Below are 20,922 nucleotides of genomic sequence, written 5' to 3'. Positions count from 1 at the left end.
GGAAGAACAAAACTACAAACGGAGATAAACACATGTGTGGAATCGTAGGTGCAGTAGCACAACGAGATGTTGCAGAAATTTTAGTTGAAGGCCTACGTCGCTTGGAATACCGCGGTTACGACTCTGCGGGCGTTGCGATTGTTGATGGTGAGACAAACCTAACGCGTATTCGTCGTCTAGGTAAGGTACAAGAGCTGGCAGACGCAGTAGACGAAGCAAAAGTGATCGGTGGTACTGGTATTGCGCACACTCGTTGGGCAACACACGGTGAACCTTCAGAAGTGAACGCACACCCACACATGTCTGGTGACATCGCAGTGGTACACAATGGCATCATCGAAAACCACGAAGAGCTACGTGAACTGCTTCAATCTCGTGGTTACGTATTTGAATCTCAAACGGATACTGAAGTTATCGCTCACATGGTTGAGTGGGAACTTCGCACTTCAGAAACGCTACTAGAAGCGGTACAGAAGACAGCAAAACAACTGGATGGCGCATACGGCACAGTAGCGTTGGATCGTAAAGATTCTTCACGCATCGTAGTAGCACGCTCAGGCAGCCCAATCGTCATTGGTTTTGGTGTAGGTGAAAACTTCCTTGCTTCTGACCAACTTGCGCTACTTAACGTAACACGCCGTTTCATGTACCTAGAAGAAGGTGACGTGGCAGAAATCACTCGTCGTGACGTGACTGTATTTGATGCAACAGGTGAGCGCGTAGAACGCGAAATCACAGAATCAAACGCGGAACATGACGCAGGCGATAAAGGCCAATACCGTCACTTCATGCAGAAAGAAATTTACGAGCAGCCAACTGCGCTGATCAACACAATGGAAGGTCGTATCACGGCTGATTCTGTTGTCACTGAAGCAATCGGTGTAAACGCGGCAGAAATCCTAAGCAAAGTTGAGCACGTACAGATCGTTGCATGTGGTACGTCTTACAACGCAGGTATGACAGCACGTTACTGGTTCGAAGACATTGCAGGCGTAAGCTGTGACGTAGAAATCGCTTCTGAATTCCGTTACCGCAAGTTTGTGACGCGTCCAAACAGCCTATTGATCACGCTTTCTCAATCTGGTGAAACTGCCGATACGCTAGCAGCCCTTCGCCTAGCAAAAGAGAAAGGTTACATGGCGGCAATGACCATCTGTAACGTAGCGGGTTCTTCTCTGGTTCGTGAGTCTGACTTCGCATTCATGACTCGTGCAGGCGTGGAAATCGGTGTGGCATCAACTAAAGCGTTCACGACTCAGCTTTCAGCACTACTGATGCTGGTAACTGCTCTTGGTAAGCAACAAAACCGCATCAGCAAAGAGAAAGAAAAAGAGATCGTAGAAGCGCTTCACGCTCTGCCAAAACAAATCAATGCAGCGCTATCTTTCGAAAAAGAAATCGAAGCACTAGCACCAGACTTTGCAGATAAGCACCACACTTTATTCCTAGGTCGTGGTGAGTTCTACCCAATCGCGATGGAAGCGTCTCTAAAACTGAAAGAGATCTCTTACATTCACGCAGAAGCGTACGCAGCGGGTGAACTGAAACACGGTCCTCTAGCGTTGATCGATGCAGATATGCCAGTTGTGGTTGTTGCACCAAGCAACGATCTTCTAGAGAAACTGAAATCAAACGTTGAAGAAGTACGTGCTCGTGGTGGCCTGCTTTACGTATTCGCAGATGCTGATGCAGGCTTCGAAGGCGATGAGACCATGAAGATCATCACTATGCCACACGTTAGTGAAATCACGGCGGCGATCTACTACACCATCCCAATGCAGCTACTGTCTTACTACGTAGCGTTGATCAAAGGTACGGACGTAGACCAACCTCGTAACCTAGCGAAAGCAGTAACGGTAGAGTAAGCAACGCAAGGTGTGATTAAGATTACACTTGTTTATGTTGCGCTATGTAAGTAGCGAGAACCTAAAGCGAAGTCACATGACTTCGCTTTTTTTATGTCTGTAGACATGGTTATGATGCGCAATACGTTGACATTCAATTGTTTACTTTCTGACACGCCGAGCGGTGAGCATCACTATCGTAAGCCCAACGGATGTGGTTTCCATTGAACTGAAAAGGTCACTATGAAAATCAAACTCTTGGCTTTATGTATCGCGTCCTCGCTTTACCATCCATCAGTGATGGCAGAGGAAGAAACACAAACAGAAGAGCGCAAAAGCCAAACAGTATTCATCGATGAAAGCGATGACTGGTTACAACTCAAATCTGGTGAAGTGATCAAAGGGGAGCTGACTGGCACGATCAAGGAAGAAACCAACTCGTTCGATCAAGAAGTTGAATTCGATAGTGATGATCTTGGTGATCAAGAGATCGAACTGGAAGACATTGCGGTGTTAGAGACGGCAAGTTTCTTTACCATCCGAACTTCCAGTGGTGATATCTACGATGGCTATTTGTCGATCCGCGAAGACAAGTTATACCTCAACAATGATGGTGAAGAGATCGCATTCCCTGTGACAGAAGTCGTGTCGATCTATCGTGGTTCAGAGACAGATTCAGACCACTGGACGACTGAGATCTTTTTGGGCTTGGACATCAGCAAAGGCAACACTGATGAGTTCTCACTCCTTGGTGAGGTAGAAGCGGAAAGGAACACCGTTGGCTCGCGGACTAAACTGAAAGCCAAACACGAAAACTCCAAGACCAATGATGAGACTACAGCGAATAACAGTTCGTTTGATGGCTCCTACGATATTTACTTAAGTAACCGACTCTTCTTTAGGCCACTTAAGCTCTCGCTGCTCAGAGATGAGTTCCAAAACATTGATTATCAAGTTAATGCCTCAATGCAGATGGGTTACTTCATCATTGCTAATTCACAGACAGAATGGGATGTCTCCATCGGTCCGGGTTACCAGTACACCGATTTTAAAACGGTAGAAGAAGGGGAGTCTGGCGATGCGACCAGTAACACTTTAACCTTCGAATCTAACTTTGAGTATGAACTGACCGATGACATCGATTTCAGTCATACCTATAACCTCAACTGGGCGAGCAACGATGCTGGTGGTACTAGGCATACCAACGAGCTTGGTTTCGATATCGACCTTGTTGATGATCTTGAACTGAGCATTAAAGCGATTTGGGATCATGTTTCGGATACCAAAGCCGATGCGGAAGGTGTGGTGCCAGAGAAAGACGACTATAAGTTCCATTTTGGTCTGACTTACGAGCTGTAGTTTGGGTGGTTATCGGTAATCAATCGCGATTTTAGTTTATGACAAAAATGTCATCTTCGAGATAGGTTGGTGTCAGGTGTGTTGTTGAATAATGAAGCCATTGAAAACAAACACACTCAAAGGTCATCAACATGAAAGTACTGAAAACCGCTCTCCTTGTAACAACAATGGCAATCACTAGCGCATCAGCATTCGCTCAGCCGACTTTCACTGGTGGAAAATACATTAGCCGTGAAGAAATGAAGACCATTTCAGTTGAGCCAACGGCAACCTCGGATGCGGCTTATCAACAAGCGTTAGCTGAACTAAACTCTTTAAAAGACATGTCGTCTCATGAGCTTAATAAAGAGTTGAACATCGTGACTTTCGATGTCGCGAGAAACAGCACGCACCTGCAGGACGGTGGTTTTGTTACGGTACAAGAGCGCATGAACGAGCAGGGACAGTTGGAATATCTGGGCACTGTGAACGTGAAAGTGAACTACGCACAGCGCGACAGTAATCGATAAAAACATTGAATGAAAAGAGTATGATGCAATTTGTGTCGTACTCTTTTTGCGATCGTCCATGCTGAGCATATCCCGTTGAGATAGAGGGCTGAAATTGAAACTACTGATTGTAGAAGATGAAGTAAAAGCAGGGGAATACTTGCAAAAAGGGCTGGTGGAGTCGGGCTACGTTGTTGATTGGGTTCGCGACGGTGTCGATGGCTTATATCACGCAACCAGTGAACCTTATGATCTTATTCTTCTCGATATCATGTTGCCCAAACTCGACGGTTGGCAAGTGCTCAACACGCTGCGCAGTAGTGACATTCACACCCCAGTTATCATGCTCACTGCCAAAGAGCAGATAGAAGATCGCGTGCGTGGCTTTGAGTTAGGGGCCAACGACTACGTGGTAAAACCTTATGCGTTTGCTGAGCTGCTGGCGCGCATTCAGAATGTCTTTCGTCATCATACTTCTTCTCGTGTACAGACTTCTTCTCAGACACTGCAAATTGCCGATTTAGAGCTCGATATGATGAAGCGAGTGGCAATGCGAGGCGGGCAAAGTATTACGCTGACGGCAAAGGAGTACGCGCTGCTTGAGCTTTTGATGCGTAAAGAAGGCCAGGTGTTATCACGGACAACCATTGCGTCATTGGTGTGGGACATGAACTTTGATAGTGATACAAACGTGATTGATGTCGCCATCAAACGACTGCGCAATAAAGTCGACAAGCCATTTGAAACGCCTCTGATTCATACCATTAGAGGGATGGGGTATAAGCTGGAAGCACCAGATGTTTAAACGCCCAGCCAACCTGTCTATGCAAAACAAACTCGTGCTGATGTTTGTCGGCACGACGCTGGTGGTGTACCTCGCTTTAGCCTTTATTCTCTATTACACCATAGAGCGCCATTTCTTTACTCAAGACTATAACGAAATGGTCAGCAAATATAATGCGATAGAGAAGACCATGATGGTTTCTCCTGAGTCGGCTTATCTGCTTATCGATAACAGCTCCGCTTACATGTGGGCGTTTGAGGAGGGAGAGCAGACCTACAAAAACTCAACGCTTTCTATTCCTGACAAACTGTCTCTCACGCTGAGTTCGCCGCAGATTTTGAATCAAAACAATGCGATTGAATGGCATGAAGATTCTTTGGATATTCGAGCCTTCGCCTTTAAAGCTAAAGATGTCACTGTGGTGATAGGCACCAGCATTAACCACCATATATTGTTCCTCAATAAACTGGGGTGGATTCTATTCTGGTCGTTAGGCTTCGCGTTTTTAGCTTCTGCTCTGTATAGCCGAACCATTGTAAATCGAGGTTTGAGGCCGATCCTTACCTTAAACAAACACATCCAACATATTACCCCTGAACAGTTAGATATTCGTATTGACCCTGAGACGTTGCCGATCGAGCTAAGAGAATTAGCGATAAAGCACAATGCGATGTTGGATCGATTACAAACCGGCTTTCATCGTTTGAGTGAGTTCTCCTCTGATATTGCTCATGAGCTTAAAACGCCGCTGACTAACATCACCACTCAAAACCAAGTAATCCTTGGTGCTGCCCGCAGTTCTGAGGAGTATCAAGAAGCGATTGCTTCTACTTTGGAAGAGCTTGAACGGATAACTAAAACCATCAATGACTTACTGTATATCGCCAAAGCAGAAAACAAACTGATCCATCGACACAACGAGCGCTTCGCAGCTCATGAACAAGTGGCTCATTTGATCGAGTACTTCGAAATACTGGCGGAAGATTCAGCGCTGGCCATTACCACTTCAGGTGAGGCGATGCTGTATATGGACCGAAACATGTTTGAGCGCGCTATCAGTAACTTATTGTCCAACGCGATTCGTCATGCGTATGACGAGACGACGATTTCGGTTGATATTGAGCAGGTTGGTGAACTTGTGAAGATAACCGTCAGCAACGTTGGTGAGGCGATTCCCAAGCAAAACCTGCCGTATCTGTTTGACCGCTTTTATCGGGTCGACAAGTCTCGCCAACATTCAGGTAGCGTGGGAGCCGGGCTGGGTTTGTCGATCACTCAGTCGATTGTTCACGCCTACGATGGAAGCATCAGCGTCACTTCAGAAGGGGGCCAAACCCAGTTTTGTTTGATACTGCCAGCGGCTAAAGCTGACTCAGCAGTGGAATCACTTCCTCAAGAGACGCTTTAATGATGACTTTGTCTTCGAGCTCCGGCAGAGGTGGAAGTAAATCCGGAATCATGACAGCTTGGCATTTTGCAGCGAGTGCGGCTTTGATGCCGTTGTTCGAATCTTCCAATACTAAGCACTGTTTGGCGTCCACACCTAAGTGGCGATAAGCCATCTGATAGCAATCAGGGTTTGGTTTGCCGCGTTCTACATCTTCGGCGGTAATCACTAAATCGAACTGCGCAAGGTACTTGCTGCCTGAGAAATTGTGTTTTACCTCTGGAAGGTGAGAAGAGGTGACAATCGCGGTTAATAAGCCATGTTGTTTGATGGCAGAAAACAGTGCGTCGAATCCGGGTTTGAGCGCAATGCCTTGATTTCTTAGATTATGGAAGTGTTCATCTCGCACGGCTTTATAGCGCGGCATATCGATGGCGTCTTGAAAATGCTCAGAGAGTATTCTTTCACATTCAGGGTCTTGGACACCGATAAACTGTTGGTAGAAATCATCGGTGATGGTTAAGCCTTGCTCGGTCGCGGCGTATTGCCAACTTTGCTTGTAGATGGATTCGGTATCGAAAATCAGTCCATCCATATCAAAAAGTACAGCTTTTAACATTGGGTAGGGCTCCTACGTTTTTGGGTGTAGAGCGGCTGACATTGTTATCTTGTTATACCTAAGCAACCTCGAATCCTTTTGAAGGTGGCTTGGGTATAAAGTGTGGCGTTAGAATGGGCTCTCTTTGCCGAGTTCATTGCAGATCTCGACAATCGCAAGCGAGAGCCCTGACTTAATGATTTGTTGTTGACGTTGCAGTTGTAGCTGATAAAACTCAAGGTCGATGTCGTCATCTGGTTCGTTGACTTCCAGTTGAACCATGCCCATCTTCTTCACCAAATGCAGCTTTTTGATTGGATCTAGAATATTAGGGTCCGTGAACTCGTAGTCAGAAGCGTCGCTATTGAGATGGTTTTTGAGCTTAATGATGTCTTCGATGTCGTGGTAAATATCATCGGGAAGCACACCCAAGCCAAACAATAACTTCAAACGAACAGACAGATCGCCCAGCGGTCCCGAGTCTTGTAACAGCGGACCGACAACCGATTGAACAGCGAAGTTATCTTTACGAAAAATTCTTTGCACTAACCCGTCGATCGAATCGTTAAAAACGTCGACTGCTGCAATGAAAAAGCCTCGTACCGATGGTGCGCTGTTTAATCGCTCAATGATCTCGGTTTCGTTGATGTTATCTGCCATATACTGAATACATTTCTAATTATTAGCTATCCCAACTCTTCATGGAGATGGATATAGAAGGGGAGCCAAGCTCCCCTAGGTAAATCAAAGTTGGTTGTAAAGTGTCTCGATTTGAGTCACTTCAGCACTGTTTTCTGCAAGACCTGTGTATGTCGCTAGCGTCTTCTTCACTCCCACTTCTTTTAATGAGTTTTGTAGCTCTACGGCTTGTGGGTCAGTGTCGTTAGTGTACTTAAACGCAGCGGCAATGCCTTTCAAAAGTGTTTTATTTTCAGTGCCATACTCAATTGTACCGAGTAAAGGCTTCACTAATCTATCGTTTGCACCTAATTTACGAATTGGTTGACGACCTACGCGATCAACCTCATCCACTAAGTATGGGTTGGCAAAGCGTCCTAGAATCTTCTCGATGTAAGCATTGTGCATGTCACGGTCGAAACCGTAACGTTTGATCAGCACTTCACCACTCTCTTGCATCGCCTGTTTTACTTCAGCATGAATACTTGGGTCTTCAATCGCTTCACGAATGGTGCGATGGCCTTTCAAGCAACCTAGGTAAGCGGTAATGCAGTGACCTGTATTGAGAGTGAACAGCTTGCGTTCTACAAATGCCATTAGGTTGTTGGTTTTTTCCATGCCTGCGATATCAGGGATTTCGCCCTTGAATTGCTGTTCATCCACAATCCATTCGCTAAAGCTTTCTACCGTCACTTCTAGTGGGTCATCGTTCGCAGCTTCTGCTGGTGGCACGATGCGGTCTACCGCTGAATCGACAAAGCCAACCAACTCGTCTGCTTTTGAATGCAATGATTCATCTAAGTGTTTGTACACCTCACCTTTTAGGTGTGTGGTGCCACGAACCATGTTTTCACACGCGATGATGTTCAATGGTTTATCGTTACCTGCTGCAAAGCGTTTAGCAATGCCGGTAGCGATGGTTTTTGCAATGATGTCCAGTACGTTAGGGCCCACTGCTGTTGTTACCAAGTCGGTTTTTACAATGCGGTCGATGACATCTTCACTGGCTGAGTTAACCGCGGTAACGTGAGTTACTGTGTCGATTTGGCACTCAGTACCGACCACTTTTACTTTGTATTCTTGCTTGTGACTCAGTTGATCGACGAGTGGTGCATCAACGTCTGCAAATGTCACCTCGACTTCTGCGTCTGCTAATAGTTTACCGATGAAGCCACGACCAATGTTGCCTGCGCCAAAATGAACTGCGTTTTTCATAATTCTTACCTACCAATGTCTGAAATGTTGACTAAACGAATTTAGGGTGAGGCCAACCGCATAGGGGGTGACAGCTGACCTCGGTTTGCTCAGGAGCAAATTAAAGGGAGTGATTAAGCCGCTTGCTGGCCGCCAAGGATGTTCAGAATCTCTTCCACATCGTTGGTGCTAGTTAGCTTCTCAATTGCCTCCGGCTCATCGAGCGCGTTTGTAATGGTGGTAATCACCTGGATGTGCTCATCGTTCTTAGCGGCAATGCCGATAACCAGTTTCGCTACATCATCGTCGTCTTCAGTAAATTGGATACCCGATGGGTATTGGCAGATTACAATGCCAGTTTTCTTCACGCGGTCTTTCGCTTCTACCGTACCGTGAGGTACTGCGATAGATTCGCCTAGGTACGTTGAAACCAGCGCTTCACGCTCAAACATCGCGTCTACGTATTCTGGTTCTGCGTAGCCAAGTTCAACCAATTTGTTGCCTGCAAAGCGAATGGCTTCTTCTTTGTTGGCTGCTTTCAAACCTAGGTGAATGTTCTCACGCTGGATTTGGAACACCGATGGTTGTTGTGGCTCAAAGCTGTCGTCGTTCGCCGCCATGACGGAGACCTTTACCATTTGGTCGTCATTAGCTGCGGATTGGTTTTGTGCTGCTAGTAGTTTGGTGACTAGCTGGTTGTACATTTCGCTGTCTAGGAAGTTAGTCAATGAAATGTGGTGTGCGTTTGGAGCATGCTTACGTGCACGATCCGTTAAGTCTTTATGAGTAATCACGATATCTGCACTCTCTGGTAAGCTGTTAATGGCAAGGTTGGTTACGTGGATGTTCAGACCTGCGTCTTGAACCTTTTTGCGTAGCATGCTCGCGCCCATTGCACTCGAGCCCATGCCCGCATCACAAGCGACAATGATGCTTTGTACTGTCGCTAGGTCTACGTCACCTTTGCTTTGGCTGTTTACCACCGCATCGTTTTTAGATGCAGATTTCATGTCTTTCATTTGTGATGTTGCTTTCTCTAGTGCTGCTTCATCACCGTCTTCTTCTGTTGACGTTTGTGTCTTCATTAGCAGTGCTGCTACGGCGAATGACACACCTGTTGCTGCTGCGATAGACGCTAGAACACCAACGATTGAGCCTTTCTGAGTCATCAACAAGATTGCAAAGATTGAACCTGGCGATGCTGGAGAAACGATACCTGCGTTAAAGATAGTTAGAACGAATACGCCAGTCATACCACCTGCGATAGCCGCAAGGATTAGGCGAGGGTTCATTAGGATGTATGGGAAGTAAATCTCGTGGATACCGCCGAAGAAGTGGATGATTGATGCACCACCTGCCGTTTGACGAGCCGTACCTTTACCAAACACCATGTAAGCTAGCAGGATACCTAGACCAGGACCTGGGTTTGCTTCGATTAGGAAGAAGATCGATTGACCTGTCTCAGACGCTTGTTGGATACCCAGTGGAGAGAAGATACCGTGGTTGATCGCGTTGTTTAGGAACAGGATCTTCGCAGGTTCAACGAAGATTGAAGTTAGTGGTAGTAGGTGAGCAGAAACTAGGAAGTTAACGCCTGCCGCCAAGCCACCAGAAAGAATTTTTACGAATGGACCGATAAAGATGAAAGCAAGGATCGCACATAGCATGCCGATGATGCCCGCAGAGAAGTTGTTAACCAACATCTCGAAGCCACTTTTTACTTTACCATCGATGTAGTTATCGAATTTCTTGATAGCCCAGCCGCCCATTGGGCCGACCATCATTGCACCCATAAACATTGGGATGTCTGTGCCGACAATCACACCCATTGTTGTGATTGCACCGACTACCGCACCACGATCGCCACCAACTAATTTACCACCGGTGTAACCGATAAGTAGTGGCAGCAAGTAGGTAATCATTGGGCCAACCATAGAGGCTAACGTTTCGTTTGGTAGCCATCCAGTTGGGATAAATAGAGCAGTGATAAAGCCCCACGCGATAAACGCGCCGATGTTTGGCATTACCATGTTTGACAGAAAACGACCAAAATTTTGTATCTTGATCTTGGCATCTGGTGATATCATAACAATTCCCCGTTCGATGTTCTGATGAATCTTGTTGTAGTAAACGGTTCGCCAAAACCGTTTGTTTGATTGCTTAGTACCCAATCAATTTACCACACATTTTCCAATTGGAACTGACAACGGGTTTTTCGTGATCTACGCCCGCATTTCTTAGGCTGAGAAACGGTTTTTAAGTGACCAAGTTCAACTTATTAACTTGTAACTTAATAACAAAAAGCCACTTTCAAATCTGTCAATAAAAATCTTAGTGATCAATTCGATCTTCTGACAAATTTAAAATCAAAATACTTTGTGATTTTGATCACCTTTGATTTCTTTTGAAATTCAAATTAAATACCAGTAACGATCAATATCACATTTTGTGTTGATTTGGTCTGGATATAAAATGTGATCTGATTCGCCTTTGGTGTTTTGTGAAAGTTTGTGACGGGATTGGTGTGATCAATGTCATTGCGACTCTTCGATAGAATGTATTTATAAAAGTCTTTTCGGCGTACTTCACGAAGTGCTCTTATCTAATTGATAGAAAAGTAAAAGAGAGTCGCTACACTGTTTTTATTGACTCACAACTCCCTTCTTACTCACTGCTCTTACTTATGGTTGCTATTAGCATGGTAGGTGAGGTATTCATGAGTTTGCTCGCGTCCCATATACCTTGCCAACGTCTTTTCTTGAACATCGCGCAAATCCACCGTAATCAATCCATCTAGCGCGTTATTGAATGCAGGGTCAACATTGAAGCACACCAGTTTGCCATTGAGGCTTAAGTACTGACGCAGTAACACGGGCACACCTTTCCCTTCATCGATTCTGGCAATTACGCGTGATAGTAACTGTAAATCTCCCAGAGCAGTAAGCATGCTGGTGTTCCAGTCACGGTGGTGCTCGGGAAGTGGGTTAGAAGGCGTGACGTACTCTGCGCAGTTGCTATCGTAGTGGTGCAGCGTCATTGATTGAGCGAGCAGTTGGCGTGCAGTATCGCTATAGTCGTTGCTAATGCTTACCGGACCAAATAGGTGAGTGTAATCTGGGTTTTGATGCACGAAGGTTGCGATGCCTTTCCACAGCAGCAGCAGCGCGCTCATGCTCTTTTGATATTGCTGCGCAATCACTGAGCGCCCCATTTCGATGGATTTACCCATTTGGTCGATAAAGCGTTGGTCATAGTTAAACAACGTTCGTGAATACAGACCTGCTACGCCGCGCTTTTCAATCAGTTGATCAACCAGACCTAAACGATACGCGCCCACCAAGCATTGGTTTTCTCTGTCCCACACAAACAGATGCAGGTAATCATGATCGAAATGGTCAATGTCTATTGCTAGTCCCGTCCCTTCGCCAACCTGTCGAAAATTGAGCTCACGTAGGCGACCAATTTCATGTAATAGGGAAGGGATATTCTGCGACTTCGTGCAGTAGACATCGAACTCACCACTTGTTAGCAGCTTGGACTCTTTTGGTAAGCTGTTCAGCTCTTCAAGCAATTCGCCTACGGGTAACCCTGCCGCTATTGGAGAGAGTTGTTCTGATGAAGCAGAGGGTTTTACCGATTGGGTTTCACGATTGAGCAAGTATGTGTTGAGCCGCAAATAGTTCACCACTTGATCATCGTTAAGTGTGTTGAGCTCTTTGAATTTGATAGCTTGGCCAAAAGATAAGTCGATGGTTTGCGCTTGTTTGTTCAGTAGTTCTCGCCCGAGCATTAGGGTGCGCAGAAGTGGATGGATTTTCCCTGCCATATAGAAGCGTTTCGAGTTCTGACCACTGATGAATACTGGAACTGTCGTTGCTTTGTTTTTGCGGATCAGGCTGCTTACGCTTCGGCTCCACGCTTTGTCTTCCAAGCGTTGTTGTTTGGCATCGACTAACTGGGATACTTCACCGGCAGGAAAGACAAGCAATAAGCCGCCACTTGCGAGGTGTTTATTGGCCGCTCTGAGCGCTTTCATATTCGATTTGACGGCGTCTTTGCCTTCAAACACATCGACACCAATAAAGAGCTGATCTAACTCCGGCACGGTTTTAAGGTATTGATTGGCTAGGATTTGGATATCGTTTCTGACCATCAACAGTAATTCAGCCAAGATCACGCCTTCTACACACCCAAGCGGGTGGTTCGCCACAATGACGGTAGCACCTTGTTTGGGAACTGAGTCAAGTGAACCATGAGCAATGCGATAGTCTATACCTAAGATATCCAGCGTGAAGCGAAGAAAAGTTTTGGTATCGGCATTAACGGGGCGTTGGGCGTAGAACTTATCAAGTTGGTTTAAACCGGTTGCCCATTCAGCAACGTTTTCACCAATGCCAAACGGCGTTCTACGTGGGAGACGAAAAGGGGTCGAACTATCCATATTTACCTCAGCGTACAAGTTGCTGATTGGATAGTAGAAATTACAGATGACAGTTAAGAGGCAAAAGCATGAGCCTTTGGTGACAAACCAATGAAGCTTTATTGACCAAAGGCATTTAGGCAAGAGTTACCAATGACAGCGTTAGGTTTTATCCCCAGCGAACATTAAGAAACTCAACGAGTTCAGTGTTTCACCCAGGCTTTCGAGAGAGCTCAATACCTGTTTGGTTGGTTCGTTGTCTAATAGAATACGCCCATCAAAGCCCTTGCCTTCGCAATGTTCCTCAGTACAAGCAACCGCTGACTCGTCTAGAACTGAGTTTTCGACAACTTGTTCTTCACTCATCTCTTCAGAGGCAATCTCGTCAGCACTCAAACAAGACGCAGAGACGAGTAGGCCACTGAGCAACACCATCAACTTTGTTTTTAACATAGTAATGAAACTCGAAAATAAAACACTGTTCGATTTTATGCTATTGCGCTTATCATTTCGAGCGATATGACAAAAACTTAGCTTTCAGTCGCTATTTTCCTGCGGTATCTGGGCTATGTTATCTTGATAACAAATTGATTGGTTTAACGAAATTAGGAGGATGAATGGAGCGGATTTCCAATAAGTCATCACTGTGGCTAGGGCTGTGTTTAATCATCGGGTTAGGAGTGTTGGGCTTTTTCATTCAACAGACCGCGGTAAAATACAAAGCCTATGAACGCGTCGTGACGGTAAAGGGCTTATCTGAGCGTGAGTACCCAGCGGATACGGTGATTTGGCCAATTCAGTTTACTGTTGCGAGTAATGATATGCCGACGATGTTTGATGAGATTGATCAGCAAACCAAGCTGGTACTCGATTTTCTGGCAGCTAAGGGGTTGGATGAATCAAACTTTTCTCTTTCCTCTCCTGCAGTAACAGACCGCAAAGCGCAGCAATATGGCAATGAGCAGGACATTGAGTATCGTTACTTAGCCAATCGAACGGTGACGGTTTATAGCCAGAATATTGATGTCGTCAGAGCTGCAATCAATGAAATCGGTGAGCTAGGTAAACAGGGCGTTTTGCTTAACCAAGACCCTTATGCAAATCGTGTTGAGTACAGCTTTACTAAACTCAATGACATCAAGCCAGATATGATTGAGGAAGCGACCAAGAACGCTCGTGAAGTGGCAGAGAAGTTCGCCAAAGATTCGCAAAGCTCGCTTGGTAAAATCAAGCGTGCGACGCAAGGCCAGTTCTCTATTTACGATCGTGATAGCAACACGCCGTATATTAAGAAAGTACGTGTTGTTTCAACCGTTCAATATTACTTGTCGGATTAACTCTATTTCTTGCTAACTCTGAATAACAGTAGAAGCCAGTCATTTGATTGGCTTTTTTAATGTTCAATTAATTGCATTTTAATTGCCGCTCTTTTTCTGATGTGTGCAAGTGATCTTTTATAAAACTAAGTTCTTATTTGTTTGGCGATGAAGTTGATAAAAGTCAATTCAGAGAAGGAGTTAGAGGCGTAATTTTGACCGCACTGATTAGCTAGAAGGAATTACTAGAATGGCATTTAAACATTACCTCAGAGAGTTACTGGGTTTAACCATCGTGGTCTCTGTGGTGTTCGGGGTTTTGAGTATCTTATTGGATTTCTGCGCCCTTGCGGCACTGTGCGAGCATCAAGAAAATATCGCACATATCTTCTTCCACGAATCGTTTTACTTCGTCGCGTTTCTGATCCCGCCTTATTTCTTGTGGAAAGTCATTAATCGTCCTGACTTAGTTGCAGCGACAGAGGATTACCAAGTTAGCAAGCTAGAGTTAGAGCGCCCTTAATTCTAAGCAAACCTCTGTTCTAAACTACCTCTAAAGTTAGTGTTGAGTCATTGGTATTGGATGGAATCCCTGTCTTCCAGATACAACAAAGGCCCGTAGATTTCTCTACGAGCCTTCTGAATTTGGTGGCCCCTCCCAGACTTGAACTGGGGACCAATCGATTATGAGTCGACTGCTCTAACCACTGAGCTAAGGGGCCTTAATAGGTCAACGATTATAGGGGAAGCGTTGCTAGGTGTCTAGCCACTAGGTAGGGCAATTGCGCTTAGTTTTTATTCACTTAGCTTCACGGATAATAAAAAAGGTGACACTCGGTCACCTTTTTTGATTTTCAGCCCTAAACCACCTACTTCAGTAGGTGGTTATCATCCGTTTCGGCTTTGCCTGTAAAACTACTCATGCTAAATGCGTCTTTGATTTTTCCAGAAGTCAAAGAGGACAAATAACATGAGTAGATACAATCAAGCTTCCCACGTATTTTGGCGATGTCAATACCATATAGTGTGGACTCCAAAGTATCGATTTAGGATCTTGAAGAACAATATAGGTAAAGAAGTTTATCGATGTATTTATGTTTACTGTAATCAACTTGGATGTGAAGTAGTAGAGTTAAACATACAAGTTGACCACGTGCATTTAGTAGTAAAGATTCCACCAAAGCTATCGATATCCAAGTTGATGGGGGTATTGAAAGGCAAAATAGCCTTAAAGCTATTTAGTAAGTTTCCTCATCTTAGGAAGAACAGGCTTTGGGGTAATCACTTTTGGCAAAGAGGCTATTTTGTCGATAGTGTTGGAATCAATGAAGAAATCATACGCCGATATGTAAGACATCAAGAGAAGCAAGAGCGAGTAGAGCAGCACCAGTTGGCGTTGGATTAAACAAAGGCCCCCTTTTAGGCTGTCTCTTATACACAAATCCCTAAGCTTGTAGCTTAGGGATTTTTTGAACTCTTTCAAGTGTGTGCGATCTGATCACTTAAGAATCCTTACTGAAACACTAAGATGACACACTCAGACGCTAAACTTTGGGCGCAAGAACAATTTGGACAAGCACAACTTAAAGATCCTCGAAGAACACAACGCCTCATCAGTTTAGCGACTTCCATTGCTAATCAACCAGGAGTCTCCGTGGCTAAACTTCCTTTTTCTCCCGCCGATATGGAAGGGGCATATCGCTTTATCCGTAATGAAAACATCGATGCAAAAGACATCGCTGAAGCTGGCTTTCAATCAACCGTATCCCGAGCTAAAGAGCATGAAGAATTACTTGCGCTTGAAGATACAACAACGCTCAGTTTTCCTCATCGAAGTATAAAAGAAGAGCTCGGGCACACGAATCAAGGCAATAGAACCCGAGCTCTCCATGTACATTCGACGTTACTTTTTGCACCACAAAGTCAGACCATTGTTGGTCTTATCGAGCAACAACGATGGAGCCGAGATATTACTAAGCGTGGGCAAAAGCACCAACACGCGACTCGTCCTTACGAGGAGAAAGAGAGTTACAAATGGGAGCAAGCTTCTCGCCGTGTCGTTGAGCGCCTAGGGGATAAGATGTTAGATGTTATCTCGGTCTGTGACCGAGAAGCAGACCTATTCGAATACTTAACTTATAAACGTCAACATCAGCAGCGCTTTGTCGTTCGCTCAATGCAAAGTCGTTGTCTAGAAGAACACGCTCAAAAGCTTTACGACTATGCGCAAGCGTTACCAAGTGTCGAGACAAAGGAGCTTACCATCCCCCAAAAAGGAGGGAGAAAAGCGAGAGATGTAAAGCTTGACGTTAAATATGGTCAGGTGACATTAAAGGCTCCGGCAAACAAAAAGAGCACGCAGGCATACCTGTTTATTATGTTGGTTGCCTTGAGCAAGGGACATCAAAAGACAAGTTAGCATGGCACCTCTTGACGTCGGAGCCAATAAACAACGTTGAAGACGCCATGAGAATTATCGGTTATTACGAGCGTCGATGGCTGATTGAAGACTTCCATAAAGTCTGGAAAAGTGAAGGTACGGATGTGGAGTCACTAAGACTCCAAAGTAAAGGTAACTTAGAGAGGTTAAGTGTCATCTATGCCTTTGTTGCGACTCGTTTATTGGCGTTACGTTTCATTAAAGAAGTTGATGAGCTATCAACAGAAAGTTGTGAAAAGGCCTTGGGCACAAAAGCTTGGAAGCTGCTGTGGTTGAAACTAGAAAGCAAGACATTACCTAAAGAAGTACCCGATATGAGCTGGGCGTACAGAAATCTTGCTAAATTAGGCGGTTGGAAAGATACCAAGAGGACGGGCAGAGCTTCAATAAAGGCACTATGGGAAGGATGGTTTAAACTGCAAACCATCCTTGAAGGCTACGAGCTCGCAATGTCTCTTGATCACTAGACTTGTGATCAAGAGACAGCCTTTTAGGGGGCTCACACAAAGCCACCTTCTTTAGAAGGTGGTAATTTACTTTAATCGCTTCGATTACTCGTCTAGGAAGCTGCGCAGTGTTTCTGAGCGGCTTGGGTGACGTAGTTTACGTAGTGCTTTCGCTTCGATCTGACGGATACGTTCACGAGTAACGTCGAACTGCTTACCAACTTCTTCTAGAGTGTGGTCAGTGTTCATGTCGATACCAAAGCGCATACGAAGAACTTTTGCTTCACGTGGCGTTAGGCCTGCAAGTACGTCTTTTGTTGCCATTTTCAGGCTTGTCGCAGTTGCAGAATCTAGCGGTAGTTCTAGCGTAGTATCTTCGATGAAATCACCTAGATGCGAATCTTCGTCGTCACCGATTGGTGTCTCCATAGAGATTGGCTCTTTAGCGATTTTCAGTACTTTACGAATCTTGTCTTCTGGCATCTGCATGCGTTCTGCCAGTTCTTCCGGTAGCGGCTCACGACCCATCTCTTGCAGCATTTGGCGAGAGATACGGTTTAGCTTGTTGATCGTTTCGATCATGTGTACCGGAATACGAATTGTACGTGCTTGGTCCGCGATTGAACGAGTGATTGCCTGACGGATCCACCACGTTGCGTAAGTCGAGAACTTGTAACCACGACGGTATTCGAACTTATCTACCGCTTTCATCAGACCGATGTTACCTTCTTGGATTAGATCCAAGAACTGTAGACCACGGTTGGTGTATTTCTTCGCGATAGAAATTACTAGACGTAAGTTCGCTTCAACCATCTCTTTCTTCGCACGGCGAGCTTTTGCTTCACCGATAGACATGCGACGGCTGATGTCTTTAATGTTTTGAACGTTTAGAGAAGTCTCTTCTTCAATCATTTTTAGTTTAGTGATTGAACGACGGATTTCTTCTTCGCTACGTTTGATTTTTTCAGCGTATGGCTTGTCAGATGATAGGATTTCATCCAACCATGCTTCGCTAGATTCGTTGCCTGTGAACAGTGCAATGAACGATTTCTTCGGCATTTTGCCGTATTCAACAGCAGCCTTCATGATCAAACGTTCTTGAGTACGAACGCGATCCATCGCCGTGCGCAGTTCATTCACTAGGTGATCAAACTGTTTTGGCGTTAGACGGAATTCTTTGAATACGTCTAGCATCAACTCGTTAGCTACTGTTGCTTTCGGGCTCTCGTAACCGTGCTCGTTGATTGCAAGCTGAAGGTTTTGGTATGAGCTGCGTAGCTGGTTGAATTTCTCAAGCGCTAGCTCTGGGTCGATACCAACATCTTCTTCAGAATCATCTGAATCGTCATCGCTTTCTTCGTCTTCATCAACGTCTTCTTCGTCTTCTTCTTCTAGCTGAGATTCAGTCAGTTCAGAACCGATGTGCGTTGCTGTTGGTGCAGCTGTGTCGTCTGCATCAGGGTCAACAAATCCAGAGATTAGGTCTGTTAGACGAAGTTCTTCTGCTTGAACTTTGTCAAATTGCTCAAGAATGTATGGGATAGTGCCAGGGTATTCAGCAACAGACGATTGAACTTGGTTAATACCTTCTTCAATACGTTTTGCGATGTCGATTTCGCCTTCGCGAGTCAGCAGCTCTACAGTACCCATTTCACGCATGTACATACGTACTGGGTCTGTTGTACGACCAATTTCACTTTCTACGCTAGAAAGTGCTGCTGCTGCAGCTTCTGCTGCATCTTCATCGGTAATGTTTGTGTCATCGTTCAGTGCTAGATCATCGGCATCAGGGGCAGTTTCTACTACCTTGATACCCATATCGTTGATCATCTGAATGATGTCTTCTACCTGTTCTGAATCTACGATTTCAGCAGGCAGGTGGTCATTTACTTCGGCGTAGGTCAGATAGCCTTGTTCCTTGCCTTTGATAACAAGTAACTTTAGCTGTGACTGCGGATTTTGATCCATAGACGGTATCCAACTTCGTAATCTGGTGAAGGAATTAGTATGCGAAATGCAAACCACTTACTATAGCAAATTTAATTGTTGCTGACTAATTAATCAGGGTTACGCTTTTAAATCTAGCATTAAAGCTAGCAGCTCCCTTTTCTCTTCGGCTGATAAACCGACACTTCTTGCTTTGGCCTGCAGGTTTTCAATTTGCTTTTCTACGCACTGGGCAATAATTTTATCCAGTGAGTCTAAAAATATTTCTTCTAGGTTGTCTTCTACGAGGGGTATATCCCAGCTCGCTAGACGAGACAGAAGGGTCTCATTTTGGCTATTTCGCCAATGCTCTAATAATTGGCCTGTGTTGATATGGGGATGTGCCTGACATTTATCAAGTACATCAACAAATAAACTTAGTCCTGGTATTGATAAATCTCTTACCGAAGACAAATCAGGTACCATTTGAGCATAGCTCGGATTTTGAATAAGTAGAGCGATTACCTCGCGCATTGGAGTTCGTTTGATCTCTTTGTGCGGCTGAGGTCGAGTTTCGCTCGTCTTCTTACGCGGCTGGCGTAAGCGGTTATCAAAGCCCGTGCGTTCATCAAGCAGCTTTTCGAGTAACTCCTGAAAGTAGGGATCAGGTATCTTGTCGATTAAGGCACTTGCGTAGGCACGCAGTGCGGATTTACCTTCATTGTTGCCCAAGTTGATTTGGTGCAGTTCAATCAGGTTATCGAAAAGATAGCTCGAAAGCGGTGTCGCTTGTTCAATTTGTTGTTCGAAGGCTTGTTTGCCGTATTTGCGAACGTAGCTGTCCGGGTCTTCACCATCAGGCAAGAACAAGAACTTCAATGTGTTACCTGTTTTTAGGTATTGAAGTGCGTTCTCTAATGCGCGCCATGCGGCCTCTTTACCTGCTCGGTCACCGTCATAACAACACACAACGGTGTTGGTTTGTCGGAACAGCATTTGAATGTGGTCACCGGTCGTTGACGTGCCCAATGAAGCGACAGAGTAATCTACGCCATATTGCGCCAAAGCCACCACATCCATGTAACCTTCAACCACTAAAATTCGTGGTGGTTCACGATATGCTTGTAAAACTTCATAAAGGCCGTAAAGCTCTTTACCTTTATGGAAGATAGGCGTTTCTGGTGAGTTTAAGTATTTCGGAGTGCCGTCGCCAAGAACGCGACCACCAAACCCAATCACCCGACCACGACGATCACGAATCGGAAACATGATACGACCACGGAAGCGGTCATAACGGTTACCTTTGTCGTTCTCGATCAACATGCCACCAGTTACCAGCATGTCTTGGTTGTCTTTGTTCTGGCCGAAGTTTTTACGGACTAAATCCCATTCATCAGCCACATAGCCGATGCCAAACTTCTGTACGATTTCGCCAGATAGACCGCGTTCTTTCAGGTACTCAATCGCCACTTTGCTTGCTGGCTGCTTGAGTTGGTTACGATAGAACTGAGCAATGCTGCCCATCAAATCGTAAAGACTGCGTTTTTCACTGCTACTTGCTTGAGGGCCAGATTTAAACTGACCACCGCCACCACTGCGCTGTTCGCGTGGTACGTCCAAACCAAGGTAAGACGCCAGTTCTTCAATCGCTTCGACAAACTCTAAACGTTCGAACTCCATAATGAAGTCGATGGCATTGCCGTGCGCGCCACAACCAAAGCAGTGATAAAACTGTTTCTCTTGGCTGACACTGAAAGAAGGGGTCTTTTCGTTATGGAAAGGGCAGCAAGCACCGTAGTTTTTGCCTTTTTTCTTAAGTTTTACGCGCGCGTCGATGATATCGACAATATCGAGTCGAGCTAGGAGGTCATCAATAAAACTGCGAGGGATGTGTCCAGCCATAAAACCTAACAAAAAAAGAAAATCATGATTGGTGTGAATGGGTTACAGAGAAAAGCATGTGTACGGCTTTTTGTTATTCCATTCTGCCAGATACAAACAAGCCGTGCGTTCCAAAGGATAGCACGGCTTGCTGCAATTGG

At 45.2% G+C, this 20,922-nt stretch carries 16 protein-coding genes, 1 tRNA gene and 1 pseudogene; 9 read left to right on the top strand and 9 right to left on the bottom strand.

What is annotated here, in order from left to right; genetic code table 11:
- The first annotated feature begins 32 nt into the window (after positions 1 to 32).
- From glmS to KJB05_RS16080, 5 genes are all read left to right on the top strand, one after another.
- Complete coding sequence (gene glmS / locus KJB05_RS16100) at positions 33 to 1,865, top strand: glutamine--fructose-6-phosphate transaminase (isomerizing) (RefSeq protein WP_208444323.1); 1,833 nt, start codon at positions 33 to 35, stop codon at positions 1,863 to 1,865.
- Positions 1,866 to 2,087: 222 nt separating this feature from the next.
- Positions 2,088 to 3,203, top strand: coding sequence for a DUF481 domain-containing protein (locus KJB05_RS16095; protein ID WP_208444322.1), 1,116 nt, complete (start codon positions 2,088 to 2,090; stop codon positions 3,201 to 3,203).
- A gap of 131 nt (positions 3,204 to 3,334) precedes the next feature.
- Positions 3,335 to 3,712 carry a DUF3316 domain-containing protein gene (locus KJB05_RS16090; RefSeq protein WP_009707777.1) on the top strand — a complete coding sequence of 126 codons (378 nt, stop codon included), beginning with the start codon at positions 3,335 to 3,337 and terminating at the stop codon, positions 3,710 to 3,712.
- A gap of 94 nt (positions 3,713 to 3,806) precedes the next feature.
- On the top strand, positions 3,807 to 4,496 hold the full coding sequence (locus KJB05_RS16085; RefSeq protein WP_054823025.1) for a heavy metal response regulator transcription factor: 690 nt from the start codon (positions 3,807 to 3,809) through the stop codon (positions 4,494 to 4,496).
- Entirely contained in the window at positions 4,489 to 5,883 is a 1,395-nt protein-coding gene (locus tag KJB05_RS16080; RefSeq protein WP_208444321.1) for a heavy metal sensor histidine kinase, read from the top strand. Before KJB05_RS16085 ends, KJB05_RS16080 begins: the two co-directional genes overlap by 8 nt.
- Here the strand turns inward: KJB05_RS16080 and KJB05_RS16075 are convergent.
- The 6 genes from KJB05_RS16075 to KJB05_RS16050 all read right to left on the bottom strand — a co-directional run bounded on the left by KJB05_RS16075 (position 5,837) and on the right by KJB05_RS16050 (position 13,205).
- On the bottom strand, positions 5,837 to 6,481 hold the full coding sequence (locus KJB05_RS16075) for an HAD family phosphatase (protein ID WP_208444320.1): 645 nt from the start codon (positions 6,479 to 6,481) through the stop codon (positions 5,837 to 5,839). The genes KJB05_RS16080 and KJB05_RS16075 overlap by 47 nt on opposite strands.
- 108 nt (positions 6,482 to 6,589) lie before the next feature.
- Positions 6,590 to 7,120, bottom strand: a complete 531-nt coding sequence (locus tag KJB05_RS16070) for an MltR family transcriptional regulator (protein WP_005437418.1) — start codon at positions 7,118 to 7,120, stop codon at positions 6,590 to 6,592.
- An 84-nt stretch (positions 7,121 to 7,204) separates the two neighbouring features.
- Positions 7,205 to 8,353 carry a mannitol-1-phosphate 5-dehydrogenase gene (locus KJB05_RS16065; RefSeq protein WP_208444319.1) on the bottom strand — a complete coding sequence of 383 codons (1,149 nt, stop codon included), beginning with the start codon at positions 8,351 to 8,353 and terminating at the stop codon, positions 7,205 to 7,207.
- Between the two features lie 113 nt (positions 8,354 to 8,466).
- Positions 8,467 to 10,419 carry a PTS mannitol transporter subunit IICBA gene (locus tag KJB05_RS16060; protein ID WP_038893931.1) on the bottom strand — a complete coding sequence of 651 codons (1,953 nt, stop codon included), beginning with the start codon at positions 10,417 to 10,419 and terminating at the stop codon, positions 8,467 to 8,469.
- Between the two features lie 590 nt (positions 10,420 to 11,009).
- Positions 11,010 to 12,773 carry a GNAT family N-acyltransferase gene (locus KJB05_RS16055; protein WP_208444318.1) on the bottom strand — a complete coding sequence of 588 codons (1,764 nt, stop codon included), beginning with the start codon at positions 12,771 to 12,773 and terminating at the stop codon, positions 11,010 to 11,012.
- A 141-nt stretch (positions 12,774 to 12,914) separates the two neighbouring features.
- Complete coding sequence (locus KJB05_RS16050; RefSeq protein WP_054823020.1) at positions 12,915 to 13,205, bottom strand: hypothetical protein; 291 nt, start codon at positions 13,203 to 13,205, stop codon at positions 12,915 to 12,917.
- Positions 13,206 to 13,369: 164 nt separating this feature from the next.
- Between KJB05_RS16050 and KJB05_RS16045 the strand changes: the two genes are divergently transcribed.
- Together KJB05_RS16045 and KJB05_RS16040 are read left to right on the top strand one after the other, a co-directional pair.
- On the top strand, positions 13,370 to 14,089 hold the full coding sequence (locus KJB05_RS16045) for an SIMPL domain-containing protein (RefSeq protein ID WP_009707771.1): 720 nt from the start codon (positions 13,370 to 13,372) through the stop codon (positions 14,087 to 14,089).
- Positions 14,090 to 14,318: 229 nt separating this feature from the next.
- On the top strand, positions 14,319 to 14,591 hold the full coding sequence (locus KJB05_RS16040; protein ID WP_005436028.1) for a hypothetical protein: 273 nt from the start codon (positions 14,319 to 14,321) through the stop codon (positions 14,589 to 14,591).
- A 123-nt stretch (positions 14,592 to 14,714) separates the two neighbouring features.
- Here KJB05_RS16040 and KJB05_RS16035 read toward each other — a convergent pair.
- Positions 14,715 to 14,790: transfer RNA gene (locus KJB05_RS16035), tRNA-Ile, on the bottom strand.
- A 248-nt stretch (positions 14,791 to 15,038) separates the two neighbouring features.
- Between KJB05_RS16035 and tnpA the strand changes: the two genes are divergently transcribed.
- On the top strand, positions 15,039 to 15,473 hold the full coding sequence (tnpA, locus tag KJB05_RS16030) for an IS200/IS605 family transposase (RefSeq protein ID WP_033007908.1): 435 nt from the start codon (positions 15,039 to 15,041) through the stop codon (positions 15,471 to 15,473).
- A gap of 123 nt (positions 15,474 to 15,596) precedes the next feature.
- Positions 15,597 to 16,975: pseudogene (locus tag KJB05_RS16025) on the top strand (IS4 family transposase).
- A gap of 84 nt (positions 16,976 to 17,059) precedes the next feature.
- On the opposite strand, the gene rpoD reads toward KJB05_RS16025, so the two are convergent.
- The gene (rpoD, locus tag KJB05_RS16020; RefSeq protein WP_208446108.1) at positions 17,060 to 18,922 is read right to left on the bottom strand and encodes an RNA polymerase sigma factor RpoD; all 1,863 of its coding nucleotides are present in this window, start codon (positions 18,920 to 18,922) and stop codon (positions 17,060 to 17,062) included.
- Between the two features lie 99 nt (positions 18,923 to 19,021).
- Entirely contained in the window at positions 19,022 to 20,782 is a 1,761-nt protein-coding gene (gene dnaG, locus KJB05_RS16015; RefSeq protein ID WP_208446107.1) for a DNA primase, read from the bottom strand.
- Between the last annotated feature and the right edge of the window lie 140 nt (positions 20,783 to 20,922).

Origin of the sequence: Vibrio sp. B1ASS3, from assembly GCF_905175355.1 — a bacterium.
Lineage (GTDB): Bacteria > Pseudomonadota > Gammaproteobacteria > Enterobacterales > Vibrionaceae > Vibrio > Vibrio owensii.
Note: the sequence above shows the minus strand (reverse complement) of the source record. Positions and strands in the feature narration are given on the sequence as shown.

Coding starts and splice junctions, on each gene's coding strand:
- glmS (WP_208444323.1), top strand. CDS start 33: ATGTGTGGAATCGTAGGTGCAGTAGCACAACGAGATGTTGCAGAAATT.
- KJB05_RS16095 (WP_208444322.1), top strand. CDS start 2,088: ATGAAAATCAAACTCTTGGCTTTATGTATCGCGTCCTCGCTTTACCAT.
- KJB05_RS16050 (WP_054823020.1), bottom strand. CDS start 13,205: ATGTTAAAAACAAAGTTGATGGTGTTGCTCAGTGGCCTACTCGTCTCT.
- KJB05_RS16040 (WP_005436028.1), top strand. CDS start 14,319: ATGGCATTTAAACATTACCTCAGAGAGTTACTGGGTTTAACCATCGTG.
- tnpA (WP_033007908.1), top strand. CDS start 15,039: ATGAGTAGATACAATCAAGCTTCCCACGTATTTTGGCGATGTCAATAC.
- KJB05_RS16090 (WP_009707777.1), top strand. CDS start 3,335: ATGAAAGTACTGAAAACCGCTCTCCTTGTAACAACAATGGCAATCACT.
- KJB05_RS16070 (WP_005437418.1), bottom strand. CDS start 7,120: ATGGCAGATAACATCAACGAAACCGAGATCATTGAGCGATTAAACAGC.
- KJB05_RS16065 (WP_208444319.1), bottom strand. CDS start 8,353: ATGAAAAACGCAGTTCATTTTGGCGCAGGCAACATTGGTCGTGGCTTC.
- rpoD (WP_208446108.1), bottom strand. CDS start 18,922: ATGGATCAAAATCCGCAGTCACAGCTAAAGTTACTTGTTATCAAAGGC.
- KJB05_RS16045 (WP_009707771.1), top strand. CDS start 13,370: ATGGAGCGGATTTCCAATAAGTCATCACTGTGGCTAGGGCTGTGTTTA.
- KJB05_RS16055 (WP_208444318.1), bottom strand. CDS start 12,773: ATGGATAGTTCGACCCCTTTTCGTCTCCCACGTAGAACGCCGTTTGGC.
- KJB05_RS16080 (WP_208444321.1), top strand. CDS start 4,489: ATGTTTAAACGCCCAGCCAACCTGTCTATGCAAAACAAACTCGTGCTG.
- KJB05_RS16060 (WP_038893931.1), bottom strand. CDS start 10,419: ATGATATCACCAGATGCCAAGATCAAGATACAAAATTTTGGTCGTTTT.
- dnaG (WP_208446107.1), bottom strand. CDS start 20,782: ATGGCTGGACACATCCCTCGCAGTTTTATTGATGACCTCCTAGCTCGA.
- KJB05_RS16075 (WP_208444320.1), bottom strand. CDS start 6,481: ATGTTAAAAGCTGTACTTTTTGATATGGATGGACTGATTTTCGATACC.